This is a genomic window from Sphingomonas flavescens, assembly GCF_030866745.1.
Lineage (GTDB): Bacteria > Pseudomonadota > Alphaproteobacteria > Sphingomonadales > Sphingomonadaceae > Sphingomicrobium > Sphingomicrobium flavescens.
On the sequence record NZ_CP133016.1, the window covers coordinates 225,117 to 238,777 of the forward strand.

General features: G+C 61.5%; 9 protein-coding genes. All 9 read left to right on the plus strand.

All coding sequences use genetic code 11. The annotated features are described in order from the left end of the window. Positions 1-113: 113 nt before the first annotated feature. A complete protein-coding gene (locus tag QU596_RS01185; RefSeq protein ID WP_308516508.1) occupies positions 114-3,113 on the plus strand; it encodes a TonB-dependent receptor in 3,000 nt (999 codons plus the stop codon). Positions 3,114-3,220: 107 nt separating this feature from the next. Continuing rightward, the gene (locus QU596_RS01190; protein WP_308516509.1) at positions 3,221-4,762 is read left to right on the plus strand and encodes a tryptophan halogenase family protein; all 1,542 of its coding nucleotides are present in this window, start codon (positions 3,221-3,223) and stop codon (positions 4,760-4,762) included. Beyond that, positions 4,759-5,478, plus strand: a complete 720-nt coding sequence (locus QU596_RS01195) for a SapC family protein (RefSeq protein ID WP_308516511.1) — start codon at positions 4,759-4,761, stop codon at positions 5,476-5,478. Before QU596_RS01190 ends, QU596_RS01195 begins: the two co-directional genes overlap by 4 nt. After that, positions 5,471-6,496: a cupin-like domain-containing protein gene (locus tag QU596_RS01200; RefSeq protein WP_308516513.1), complete on the plus strand. Its 1,026-nt coding sequence runs from the start codon at positions 5,471-5,473 to the stop codon at positions 6,494-6,496. Before QU596_RS01195 ends, QU596_RS01200 begins: the two co-directional genes overlap by 8 nt. After that, positions 6,493-7,992 (plus strand): tryptophan halogenase family protein, encoded by a 1,500-nt coding sequence (locus tag QU596_RS01205; protein ID WP_308516514.1) that lies wholly within the window; start codon positions 6,493-6,495, stop codon positions 7,990-7,992. The genes QU596_RS01200 and QU596_RS01205 overlap by 4 nt, the downstream gene beginning before the upstream one ends. Beyond that, positions 7,989-8,873, plus strand: coding sequence for a glycoside hydrolase family 16 protein (locus QU596_RS01210; RefSeq protein WP_308516515.1), 885 nt, complete (start codon positions 7,989-7,991; stop codon positions 8,871-8,873). The genes QU596_RS01205 and QU596_RS01210 overlap by 4 nt, the downstream gene beginning before the upstream one ends. 24 nt (positions 8,874-8,897) lie before the next feature. Beyond that, positions 8,898-9,953: a LacI family DNA-binding transcriptional regulator gene (locus QU596_RS01215; RefSeq protein WP_308516516.1), complete on the plus strand. Its 1,056-nt coding sequence runs from the start codon at positions 8,898-8,900 to the stop codon at positions 9,951-9,953. Beyond that, positions 9,943-11,139, plus strand: a complete 1,197-nt coding sequence (locus QU596_RS01220; protein WP_308516517.1) for an MFS transporter — start codon at positions 9,943-9,945, stop codon at positions 11,137-11,139. The genes QU596_RS01215 and QU596_RS01220 overlap by 11 nt, the downstream gene beginning before the upstream one ends. 56 nt (positions 11,140-11,195) lie before the next feature. Continuing rightward, a complete protein-coding gene (locus tag QU596_RS01225) occupies positions 11,196-13,661 on the plus strand; it encodes a glycoside hydrolase family 3 protein (RefSeq protein ID WP_308516518.1) in 2,466 nt (821 codons plus the stop codon).

Here is a 13,661-nt window from a genome sequence, read left to right on the forward strand (position 1 = left end):
AAGGTCAACGTTCCAAGTCGCTGCATAACATTCCTGGCAGTTGACAAAGTGAACGTTCACAATCAGAACTTATTGACCGCTGGAGAGAGCGGACTGTTCGGGAGAGGGGGATTATGCGGTTCAATCGCAATCGTGCGCTGTGTGGTTTGACCGTCGGCGTATCGCTGATCGCGCTGGCATCACCGCAAGCCGCAATCGCGCAAACGCAGCCCGAGCCCGCGCCGGCCCCAGCAGGCGACACGACCGCGGCCAACCCACCGCCGCAGGATATCGTGATCACCGGCATCCGTGGGTCTCTCAAGCGTTCGATGGACATCAAGCGCAATGCGCAGGGTGTCGTCGATGCCATTTCGGCTGAAGAAATCGGCAAGTTTCCCGACACCAATCTCGCGGAGTCGCTACAACGCATTACCGGTGTGTCGATCGACCGCTCAAACGGCGAGGGGTCGAAGGTCACGGTTCGTGGCTTCGGGCCTGAATTCAACCTGGTTCTCTTGAACGGACGGCAAATGCCGGCTTCGGGGCTTGGCGACTGCTGCTCCGCGCCGGCGTCGCGCAGCTTCGATTTTGCGAACCTGGCGTCTGAAGGGATCGCCGCGGTCGAAGTCTACAAGTCAGGTCGCGCCAGCCTGCCAACCGGCGGGATCGGTTCTGCGATCAATATCATCACGCCCAAGCCGCTGAGCCGGCCTGGTTTCCATGGGTCCATCGCCGCCAAGGGCGTCTACGATACGTCCCGCTTCGACGGTCACCCGATCACGCCCGAAGTGTCGGGGATCATCAGCGATACTTTCGCTGATAACCGCATCGGTATTTTGGTTACCGGCGCCTATCAGAAGCGCAAGGCTAGCGTCGCGCAGTTCACGGGCGGTTGGCGTGAAGGTTATCTGGGGTCGGAAAACAACTGGGAGTCCCTGGCACAGCCAGGTGACCCGCGTTACGCCAACATTACGAACCGGCCTGACGCGACCGACGTATATCAGGTTCCGCAGAATGGCGGTTACGACTTCACCAACTTCACGCGCGAGCGCATCAACGGACAGGCAGTTTTGCAGGCACGGCCTACCGACTCGCTCACCGCAACCGTTGACTACACATTCTCGCAGAACACGATCGACGCGCGCACAAACAGCATCGGCGTCTGGTTCAACGGCAACGACACCACCAGCAGCTGGACCGATGGTCCAGCAGCCGGTCCGCTGTTCTACACTGAGCGCTTCACCTCCGGAGAGGCAAAGGATTTGGCCATCACCGGCGCGGTGGCGAAGAATCGGTCGATCAACAAGTCGATCGGGGGCAACCTTTCGTGGAAAGGGCCGAGCGGTCTTCGCGCCGAACTGGACGCGCACCATTCAACTGCCGTCAGCAAGCCGACGTCGCCTTATGGCAGCAACATCGCAGTCGGTACTGCAGTCTACGGCGTTCGCAGCCAAACAATCGATTTCTCCCAGGACATGCCGGTGATTTCGGCGACCATGTATCCGGGGTCTGAAATCACGCCTGCCAACATCCGTCCGGCCGGCAACGCATTCCGCAATGCCTATATGAAGGACCGCATCAATGAGGTCGCCTTCAAGGGCGGCTTCGACTTCGATGCCTCATTCATCAAGAGTCTCGACTTCGGCGCGACCTACACCGACAATAAGGTGCGGTCGGCTTACGGCTTCATTCAGAACGATACTTGGGGTGGAACGCTGTCCGCGGCGGCGACGCCAGACTCGCTTTTCATCCCTCGCTCGTTGCGTCCAGACCTCGCGGGCATGTCGGGATCGCAGTCCTCGACCATTCTTCCGCAATATTTCCAGATCGATACCACTGGCCTGATCAATCTACTCAACAGCAGCCTTGGTATCTGTTCCGCGACGACAGGCGGGGCAGGGACGTGCCTTGCGAAATATTCCGTTGACCGCCGCATCCGTGAAAAGACGGTTTCGCCTTATGTGCAGACCACGCACGTGTTCGATCTGTTCAACAACCCGGCCCACTTGCGGCTCGGCATCCGTTATGAACGAACCAAGGTAAGTTCCACTGCGCTCACGGACATCCCGTCCGGTACCCGCTACACCGGCGGCAACGAAATCGGGATCCTACCGAGCAACGGGCAGTCGCAGTTCCTGACGTCGCGGGGCAAGTATCATTTCTGGCTGCCGGCGGCGGACTTCGACGTCGAGCCGATCCATAACTTCAAGCTCCGCGCGGCCTACAGCCACACGATCACGCGTGCAGACTACGCTTCGCTTGCGGGTGGTCTGACCGTCAATTCACCCGCGCGGCCTGATGGCGGCGGCACGGGCGGAAGCGGCAACCCTAATCTTCGGCCCTATCTTTCGAAAAACATCGATCTGTCTGCTGAGTGGTATTACGGCCCCTCCAGTTACGTGTCCGTGGGTTATTTCCGCAAACGGGTCAGCAACTTCATTGGCAACATCACAAGCCAAGGGCCTGCGTTCGGCTTGACCAATCCGGCACGAGGCGCGGCCTATCAGGCAGCCGTGACGGCGCTGGGTGCCAATGCGCCCTTCTCGTCGATCCTCGCCTACATCCGGACGAACTATCCCAATGCCTATTCAGCGCCCGCAGGCGGCGACAACGGGGGTATTTTGGGCCTGCCGACGGACCCGGCGCTGCAGTTCACCTTTACCCAGCCAGGCAACAGCGACCGTGTCGCACATCTCAACGGCTGGGAGTTCGCAGTCCAGCATAATTTCTGGAACACTGGCTTCGGCGCCATCTTGAATTATACGATCGTAAACAGTGACTCCAAGTACAACAACTCGCTTCGCTACACCGTTACCCAGTTCGCGGTGCCTGGCGTCAGCGACAGTGCGAATGCGGTCCTCTACTATGACAAGAACGGCCTGCAGGCCCGAGTCGCTTACAACTGGCGGCAAGGCTTCCTCGCCTCTTATGGTTTCGATCCCAGCTACACGGAATCCTATGGTCAGGTGGATGCGAGCGCGAGCTACGAGTTCCGCAAGGGCGTCACCATCTTCGCCGACGGCATCAATATTTTGAATGCGGATCGTCGCGGACACATGCGCAACGATCACACGGTCACCTTCGCACAACCCGGGTACGCCCGATATTCGGGCGGCGTCCGCTTCACCTGGTGATCGGCCATCGTGCCGATCATCGAAGTTGACGTACTAGAGCCGCCCCACCCTCTCCGGGGCGGCTCTTTGCGTTTGGCCGCTGGCGATAATGCATTAGACCGGCCTGCATGACAGACACTGTGACACGGATTGTCGTTGGTGGTGGCGGGACCGCCGGTTGGCTGTCAGCGGCATTCCTGGCGGCATGGGCCAAGCGCACTGGTCGAGACGACCTGTCGGTCACGCTGGTCGAATCGCCCGACATTCCGAACATCGGTGTTGGAGAGGGTACATGGCCGACGATGCGGGAAACGCTCGCAACGATCGGCATCGAGGAAGCCGATTTCCTCCGATCATGTGATGCGTCGTTCAAGCAAGGATCGCGGTTCGATGGCTGGCGCACCGGCGGGATCGACGACCGTTATTATCACCCCTTCACACCGCCGACCGTCGCCAATGCTCACGACCTCGTCGCCGTTTGGCAGGCGGCTAATCGCAGTCGGCCATTTGCCGGCGCCACTTCCCCTCAGCCCGCGGTCTGTGACGCCGACCTCGCGCCGCGCCAGGAATCAATGCCGTCTTATGCCGGCGCGCTAAACTACGGCTATCATCTTGACGCGGGGAAACTCGTCGAGCTCTTGCGGCGTCACGCGGTCAGCCGGTTAGGCGTGTTCCACGTTCAGGGCCGGATCCAGTCGGTCATCGCTGATGAATCAAACGGCATAGCCGCCGTCGAAGTCGACAGTGCTGGCCGTGTCGACGGCGATCTGTTCCTCGACTGCTCGGGGCTCAAGGGGTTGCTAATCGGCGGCCACTTTCAGTCTGCGTGGAAAGACCAGTCGTCCGTTCTTGCAAATGATCGCGCGCTCGCGGCCCAGGTGCCCGTCGATCCGAAATCGTCGATAGCGTCCCAGACCATCGGCACCGCGCACGAAGCCGGCTGGTTGTGGGACATTGGCCTGCCGACACGGCGCGGGATAGGTTGCGTCTATTCTTCGCGCTTCGTCGAAGACGACCGCGCCCGCGCAATCCTGGATGATTACATCCGCGCGCGAATCCCGGGCGATCGCGAATATTCGGTTAGAAAAATCGAATTTCCTACCGGGCACCGTGAGCAATTCTGGGTTGGCAATTGCGTCGCCATCGGTCTGTCCGCAGGCTTCATCGAGCCGTTGGAAGCGTCGGCCATCGTCTTGGTCGAGCTTTCCCTTCGAGCCTTGACCGAGAGCTTCCCATCTTCGCGGGCACGGATGCCGTTCCTGGCAGAGCGCTTCAACGCTCAGTTCACGCTTCGGTGGGAGCGGATCGTTGAGTTCCTCAAGCTACACTACGTGCTCAGCGAGCGCGATGAGCCTTATTGGCGGGCCCAGCGCGACCCTGCGACCGTGCCGCCGCGGCTGAACGAGATGCTGGCCTTATGGCTCGATCAGCCGCCTTCCGCCGCGGATTTACCCTTTGTCGACGAAATGTTTCCCCCCGCGAGTTATCAATACGTTTATTACGGGATGGGCGGTGCGCTGCCTTCCCGACTCCCGCAAGCCAGTGCCGAGATGATTGCGAAGCTGGCGCGAGCGACCGAGCGAACTCGCGCGCTTTGCTCGGCGCTGCCGACCAACCGCGCTTATTTGGATGCGCTGCGCTCGGGTTCGCGGCAGGAGAGTGCCGCGTGAGCAACCACGCCATCCTGAGCGCCGACGACCATCGCGACCTCCGAGTCATTACGGACCATTCGGCATCGCTCGGTGACGCCGTGATGAGCTGCTTCACCATTCCTGCCGAGTTCCGGCGCCTGCAGAATGAATTCGTCATCCTGTTTCGCCGTGACGCCCGGAGTCGCTCCTTCTCAGCGCTTGCGCTGCTCGGCTTCGAAGCGGGCGAGAACCTGTATCTTGATGGAACCGAGTGGCTCGCGGGATACAAGCCGCTGGCTTTGACGATTGCTCCCTTCCTTGTGGGTCGTGCCGAACAGGATGATGGCGATGCCCAAGTTCACATCGACCTTGACCATCCGCGCATTTCGAAGAGCGGCGGGGGCGTGCGGATTTTCGACGATCACGGCGAGGCGTCACCATTCTTCGAGCAGACGGTACGTCAGCTTGGCGCGCTGGACGAGGGGCATCGGGCGAGCTCGGAATTTTTCGCGACGCTTGAGCGGCACGACCTGCTTGAGCCGTTCGCGCTGGATGTCGAACTCCGCAATGGCGCGCGACATCGGATGGTCGGTTATCATATCATCAACGAGGACCGGCTGGCGTCGCTTGAGGGTGGCGCGCTGGCCGAGCTGAATGCGTCCGGGCATCTCTTGCCGATCTACATGGCCCTCGCTTCGCTCGAAAATTTGACTCGACTGATTGAGAGCAAGAACAGGCAAGTCGGCCATGGCTGATCGGTCGACGGTGTTCGAGAGCCTGCGCCCGGTACCTGAAGAGGTGCTGGACGCATCAGAACTCGCATCAAGGCTCGATCAGGCTAGCGAACCATTTGTCGTCCGCGGCTTGGCGACGGACTGGCCGCTCGTCCAAGCGGGGACTCTCGGGCCGGATCAGGCTCGGGAATATTTGAAGGCTCGGGCGCGAGACCGGAAGTTTACCGTGAACGTCGGCATGCCCGGCGGCGGCGAGCGGCTGTTTTACGACGAGGAAATGGGTATGAACTTTCGAACGGCGCAGGGGCCGTTCGACGAGATCATCGACGGGATTGCCGCGAACGAAGGCAAGCCCGACGCGCCGACGATTTACCTCGCCTCGGTGGACGTTGGCGATTATTTCCAGGGCCTCGGCGAGGAGAACAGACTTCCGCTCGGTCAGCGCCGGCCGATCGAGAGCATCTGGATCGGCAGCCGCACACGGGTCGCTGCCCACACCGACGTGCCGAACAACGTTGCCGTTTGCGCCATAGGGCGGAGGCGCTTTACGCTGTTTCCTCCCGATCAGTTCGCAAACCTCTATCCGGGACCCATCGAGAATACACCGGCGGGGCGGCCCATTAGCATGGTCGACTTTCACCGACCGGATTTCATGGCTCACCCGCGCTTCGCTGAGGCGATGGGAATCGGCCTGGTTGCCGAGTTAAATCCAGGCGATGCCATTTTCGTGCCGTCCCTGTGGTGGCACCATGTCGAGGGGCTGTCGCCCTTCAACGTGCTCGTAAATTACTGGTGGCGAGACGCCCCCGCCTTTCTTGGCAAGCCGGAGGATGCGCTAAATCACGCGATCCTGGCCATCCGCGATCTGCCGCCGGCCGACAAGGCGATCTGGCGCGCGCTATTCGACTTTTACGTCTTTGATAACGGTCCTCGTACCGTTGATCACATTCCGAAGGGCGCGCGGGGCGTTCTCGATCCCTTGACGCCCGATACCGCGGGCCAACTTCGTGCCTTCCTGCTGCGGAGCTTGTCCCGATGAGCGAATGGAAATTGCGCAGGATCGTCATCGCCGGCGGCGGCACCGCGGGATGGATGGCGGCAGCGGCCCTTGGCCGAACGCTGGGTCCTATTGCGAACATCACGCTCATCGAATCCGACGCCATCGGTACGATCGGGGTGGGCGAGAGCACGATCCCGCCGATCGTCACTTTCAACAATCTGCTCGGGATCGACGAGGCGCGATTCATGCGCGCGACCCAGGCTACATTCAAACTGGGCATTCAATTCGACGATTGGAAGCAGGTTGGCGAAAGCTATTTCCATAGCTTTGGCACTGCCGGAAAAGATCATTGGTCAGCCGGCTTTCAGCACTTTTGGCTTCACGGACTCACCCGCGGCCATGATGCTCCGCTGGACGATTATTGCATCGAGCTAAAGGCGGCGCTGGATTGCCGCTTCGCGCATCTTCCCGACAATGGAATGAACTACGCGTATCAGCTCGACTCGACGCTCTACGCGAGATTCCTGCGCGAGATGGCCGAGCGTGATGGCGTGCGACGGCAGGAAGGAAAGATCTCGTCCGTCGAGCAGGATCCGGCCAGCGGCTTTATTCGCTCGCTTACGCTCGAGAGCGGCCAGATTATCGAAGGCGACCTGTTCCTCGATTGCACGGGGTTCCGAGCGCTGCTGATGGAAGGTGCGCTGGGCGTCGGCTTCGACAATTGGGAACGTTGGCTACCGTGCAACCGCGCGATTGCCGTGCAGACCAATTCCGTTGGCCCGGCGATACCGTACACCAAGGCGATGGCGCACGATGCCGGATGGCAATGGCGCATTCCGCTGCAGCACCGGACTGGCAACGGGATCGTCTATTCCAGCCAGTATCTTGACGATGACATGGCGATGGACCGGCTGCTTGGAACCATCGTCGGCGACCCCATCACCAAGCCGAACCGGCTGAAGTTCGTCACCGGCGCGCGGTCGCAGCAATGGCAGAAAAACTGCATCGCGATCGGCCTCTCGGGCGGTTTCATCGAGCCGCTGGAATCGACGGCAATCCACCTTATTCAGCGGGCGGTGCTTCGGCTGATCCGAATGCTGCCGATGGCCGAGGTCAGCCAGCGCGACATCGACGAATTCAATGATCAGCAGCTGACCGACATGGTGCAGATCCGCGATTTCGTCATACTCCACTACAAAGCCACGGAGCGGCGAGACAGCCCCTTCTGGCGGTACGTTGCGGACATGCCGATCCCCGACGCCCTCGCGCAGAAGATGGAACTGTTTCGCGAGACTGGCCGCGTTTTCCGGAAGAACGAGGAACTGTTTCAGGAGAATAGCTGGGTGCAGGTCATGCTGGGGCAGGGGATCACACCACGCGCCCACCATCCTATTGCAGCCAAGCTGAGCGACGCTGAATTGAACGGCCTTCTGTCCGGAATTCGCGACAATATTGCGCGCACCGTCCAGTCCCTGCCCAGACATCACGACTACATCGCCCGCTATTGCGACGCGGCGGAGGCCGACGCGGCATGATAGTGCTTGCATTGATGGCCTCCGCTGCGGCCGCGCCTTCGGGGGACTGGCAGCTCGTTTGGAGCGACGAGTTCAACGGGTCGAAGGTCGACAGGACGAAATGGAGCTTTGCCGTCGAATGCTGGGGCGGCGGCAATAATGAGCGACAATGCTATACCGATCGCAACGCCGTGGTCCGCAATGGCGTGCTGACGATCACCGCGCGGCGGGAAACGACCACCGGCCCGAATCTACCGGAGTCGCAGCGCAAGCCGGGTCAGCCGGTGGCGACGAAAACGCAGCCCTACTCGTCGGCAAAGCTGACAACCGCTGGTAGGGCTCAATGGACTTACGGACGCTTCGAAGTCCGCGCGCGACTGCCACAGGGGCAGGGAACATGGCCCGCGATCTGGATGCTGCCCGCGGACTGGGCCTATGGCCAGTGGGCCGCATCGGGTGAAATCGACATCCTGGAGACGGTAAACCTTGGCGCACCGTGCGCCGAGTGTCCGAGCGGCAAGGATGACCGGGTTCTGGGAACCTTGCACTTTGGCGGCGTCAATCCACGCAACCAGCACAAGGGCGAGGAGATATTCTACCCGCCGATCCTGGACGGAAAATTCCACACCTTCGGGCTTACCTGGTGGCCGGACCGCATGGTTTGGACTGTCGATGGAAAGCCCTACGCGACGCGCACTTCGTCGGAATGGTATACCGAAAGCAGCAAGGCGCCCGGCGCGCCGTTCGACAAGCCATTCTACCTGATCCTTAATCTCGCCGTGGGTGGCGGATTGCCCGAAAGCCGCGATCTCAAGACGGTCGACCCGAAAGCCTTTCCGGCAAGCCTCGACGTCGACTACGTCCGCGTCTGGGCGCGGAAACCCGGGTCGGCGGGCGACTAAACTTGATCAGGGGGGATTAGCGAGATGGGGCGCCGGCGCCAGCAGGTGACCATACGTCATGTCGCGGCAGATGCGGGCGTCAGCCTGCAGACCGTGAGCCGCGTCATCAATCGCGAACCGAACGTCCGCCCGGAGATGGTGGAGCGAGTCCAGGCTTCGATCGACAAGCTTGGCTATGTTCCGTCGATCGCGGCGCAGCGGCTCAGTGGTTCGCGGTCCTATCTTATTCTCGCACTGAACGACCGGGATCGCACGATCGCCGACTGGCGCGAACGGCAGGGCACGGACTGGGTCGATCAGATGCTGCTCGGCGGCATGCTGAAAGCGGCCGAATATGGCTATCGGATGATGTTCGAGCTGGTTGATACGCATGACGACCATATCGCGCGCGAGCTCAGCGCGACAATCGCGGCCCTTCAGCCGGACGGCATCATTCTTACGCCGCCGCACTCGGAAGATCCGAAAATCTGCCAAGTGCTGGCCGATGCGGGAATTGTCTTTGCGCGGATCGGTTCGATTGAGAGTGGTTCCGGCATCGCCATGACTATGGATGATGACCACGCGGCCGCTCTCGCCACCGCCCATCTTGCCGAGCTCGGCCATCGCAAAATCGGGTTCATCAGCGGCTCACCCGAATATTCTTTGAGCCAATGGCGCGTGGACGGATGGCGCGCGGAGATGGCCAAACGTGGTCTGGCGACGGACGGCCTGCTCGAAGAGGGCGACTTCAGTTACGAATCCGGTGAAGCCGCCACCCGCCGGCTGTTGTCGCGAGCGGACCGCCCGACCGCAATCATCGCTAGCAATGACCGCATGACATTGGCGGCATTGGCGGCCGCCAAGGAACTTGCGCTGGAAGTACCGCGGGACCTGTCGATCGTCAGCTTCGACAACACTCCGATCGTCAATTTCACGGAGCCTAAACTGACCGCCGTAGATCAGCCGGTGGCGGAGACCGCGTCGAAGGCGATTGAAATGATCATTCGGAAATTGCGCGGAGACGAGGTGCCGGAAGAGCCGATCGTCGTCGAGGCAAGCCTGGTCGTCCGCAACTCGACCGCCGCTCCACTTGGTCTTTGATAGCCAGCCGTCGACGCGGCAGCCCGCGGCGTTTCTTTGGCTGTATGCCCTCGCCTGGGCCGGCGGCGCTGTCGCCTATGTTCCGTTTCTTACGATCCTCCTTCCGGCGCGGGTTGAGACCCTTACGTCCGACGCCGTTCGATGGCTCGCTTACATGACCTTCTTCGGCGCCATCGCGGCAAGCGTGGGCGGGATCCTGTTTGGCTGGCTGAGCGACTATACGCGGTCGCGCCGTGGATGGATTGCGGCAGGTCTCGTCAGCACCATAGTCCTTATTCACCTGGTGCCCTTCTTCCGCCAGCCGGTGGCGCTTCTGTTCCTGATCATGGCCTGGCAACTCGCGCTGAACATGATGCTTGCGCCCCTCGCGGCATGGGCTGCCGACCACGTGCCGGCCCGCCAGCTGGGATCGCTTGGTGGACTGCTTGCTTTCTCGCCAGCGCTCGGCTCCGCGGCTGGTGCAATCGTTACGATTCGGGGATTGGCGACACCGGACCAGCGTCTGACGCTCGTCGCTGCACTCGTCGCGATATGCGTGCTTCCCGCACTGCTGCTTGGACAGCCAGCATCCCCGCGTAAGCAGGCTCCTGCTATGGACGGCGTTCCTCCGGCTGCGCCATCGCGGAGCATCGCGATTGCGATGTGGGTTGCTCGTTTTCTCGTCCAGGTCTCCGAGGCGGCACTATTTGCCTATCTTTATTATTATTTCCGCTCGATCGACCCCGCGCGCGATGCTGCCTCGATCGCGCGGCTGTTCGGTCTCGTTGTCGGGGCGTCAGTACCGGTCGCGCTGCTGATCGGCCGTTGGTCCGACAAGCACCAGCGTCCGATTGCTCCCCTTTTCGTCGCCTCCACGCTCGGCGGCTTGGCTCTGATCGCCATGGCTACCGCACACGACGCAACGCAAGCCACGGCCGGATATGTTCTGTTCGGCCTGACGACCACGGTTTTTCTGTCGCTGCATTCCGCGCAGACGTTCCGCGTTCTCCGCCACAGCAGCCGGCGCGGACGCGATTTGGGCATTTTCAACCTGACCAACACGTCGCCGTCGCTGATCATGCCGTGGCTGACGGTGTCCATTGTCCCGGTGTTCGGATTTCAGGGCCTGTTCGCGTTGCTCTCCGCATTCTCGCTGGGCGCGGCGGTCATTCTCATTGCCGTTGCGCGCATGGTGCGCCGCGCTTGATTGCTGGACGGATTCGGGCGACAGTCTTGGGAACGTTCACATGGGGAGCAGCGCGGATGGGAAGTTTCAAGCTTTGGGCCTTGCTGGCAGCTTCAACCTATCTCATGCCGGGCGCAGCTTTTGCTCAGGCCGCAAGCGATGCTGTCGCACACGCTGCCAAGTGGCCTTCGGCACACAGCCCGAGCGCAATCACGGATGCGGCCACGGAGCGGATGATTACCGACCTGTTGGCGCGAATGACGATCGAGCAGAAGGTCGGTCAGCTGATTCAAGCCGATATCAGCACGATCAAGCCCGAAGACCTGCAGACTTATCCGCTGGGTTCGATCCTCGCGGGGGGCAACAGCGGACCATATGGCAACGAGCGCGCAAGTGCCGCGGAATGGAGCCGCCTCGTCGGGGAATTTCGTAAAGCCTCGCTCACGCCGGCGGCGAACGGAGTAGCGGTTCCGATCCTTTTCGGCGTCGATGCTGTTCACGGCCACAGCAACCTGCCGAATGCCACAATCTTCCCGCATAATATCGGTCTCGGCGCAGCACACGATCCGGGACTGATTCAAAGGATCGGCGCCGCGACGGCGGACGAGATTGCGGCCAGCGGGATCGAATGGACCTTCGCTCCGACCTTGGCGTCGCCACAGGACCTGCGTTGGGGACGGAGCTACGAAGGCTATTCGTCCGATCCCAAGCAAATTGCGGAGAACGCCCGGGCGATGGTCACGGGCCTTCAGGGGTCTTTGCGCGCCGGCGTTCCGGTTGGATCCCACCATGTCGCGGCAACGGCAAAGCACTTTCTTGCTGACGGCGGCACATTCGATGGGCGCGACCAGGGAGACGCGCGGATCGATGAGACGACGCTGATTGCCCGGCACGCCGCGGGTTACCCGGCGGCAATCGACGCGGGAGCGCTGACCGTGATGGTCAGCTTTTCCAGCTGGAACGGCGTCAAGAATCACGGCAACCGCAGCCTGATCACCGACGTACTCAAAGACCGCATGGGCTTCGAGGGTTTGGTCGTCGGTGACTGGAATGGGCACGGACAGGTTGCGGGCTGCACGGTTACCGACTGCGCAGCATCGGTAAATGCGGGTCTTGACCTCTACATGGCTCCGGACAGCTGGAAGGGTCTCTATGCCAGCCTGCTTGCGGAAGCGAAGTCAGGGGCAGTTCCCGCCGCACGCATTGACGATGCTGTGCGGCGCATCCTTCGCGTGAAGGCGAAATTGGGTTTGCTGGGATCGAAAGTTGAGCGGCGGCTCGATCCCAGTCGCATTGGGGCGCCGGAACATTTGGCCCTGGCGCAAGAGGCCGTCGCCAAGTCCCTGGTCCTCCTCAAGAACAACGGCTCCGTACTGCCGATCAAGCCTGGCGCGAAGGTGCTGGTTGCCGGCCCTGGAGCGGACAGCATCGCAATGCAGGCGGGTGGTTGGACCGTGAGTTGGCAGGGTAGCGATGTCACCAATGCCGACTTCACTAACGGGCAGACGATTTACGGCGCTATTGCCGAAGCGGTCCGCGGCACGGGGGGCAAGGCGACTCTGTCTGCCGACGGCAGCTTCGTGGAGAAGCCCGATGTCGCTGTCGTGGTGTTCGGGGAAAAGCCCTACGCTGAGTTTCTTGGTGATGTTCCGACACTCGCTTACCAGCCGGGCGACCAGCGCGACTTGGCCATGCTCAGAAAGCTTAAGGCCGCTGGAGTACCGGTCGTTTCCGTCTTTCTCTCAGGGCGCCCGATGTTCGTGTCGCCTGAACTGAACGCGTCGGATGCGTTTGTCGCGGCTTGGCTTCCGGGTACGCAAGGAAAGGGCGTTGCCGATGTCCTGGTTGCGGGGAAGAATGGCCGGCCTCTTCGCGACTTCAGTGGAACGCTTTCCTTTCCTTGGCCCGCAGACGCGCGATCGCCGGTTAATGCCCCTCTCTTCGATCGTGGCTACGGACTGACATATGCAAAGCCGGCTGCTGTACCGGCGTTGTCGGAAGATCCCCGAATGGATCTCGCTGCAGCCGTCGACCTCAATCATCTGATCGTCGCAGGCCGTGCCGTCGGCCCGTGGTCAATGAACCTGGGGGACGCTGCTGGCGGGCGCGTGGTGATGGGCGCTACCGCAAGTAGTCTCGGTGGCAAAATATCGATGTCGACTGTTGACCTGTCCGCGCAGGAAGACGGGCGGCGATTCCGCTGGACCGGGCCTGCGAGCGTCTCCATCGACGGCGCGCCGGGCGACTTCACCCGTCAGCTCAACAATGCATTCGCCTTGCGGCTGGATCTCGCGGCTTATGCTGTGCCGGGACCGGTGCAACTGACCTTCGCCGGCAAGTCGATCGACATTAGTCGCATCCTGCGCGGGATGCCGCCAGGTAAGCTGGCAACGGCCAAGATACCGTTGCGCTGCTTCGCCAACGTTGGTGCGACGGTGAACGCCGTCGGCACGCCGTTGCGGATTGAAGCTGGCGCCGGCACCGATCTCGCCATTCGATCGGCGACAATCGAAGCGGTGGGCGAACCGCTTCCCTGCGAATAA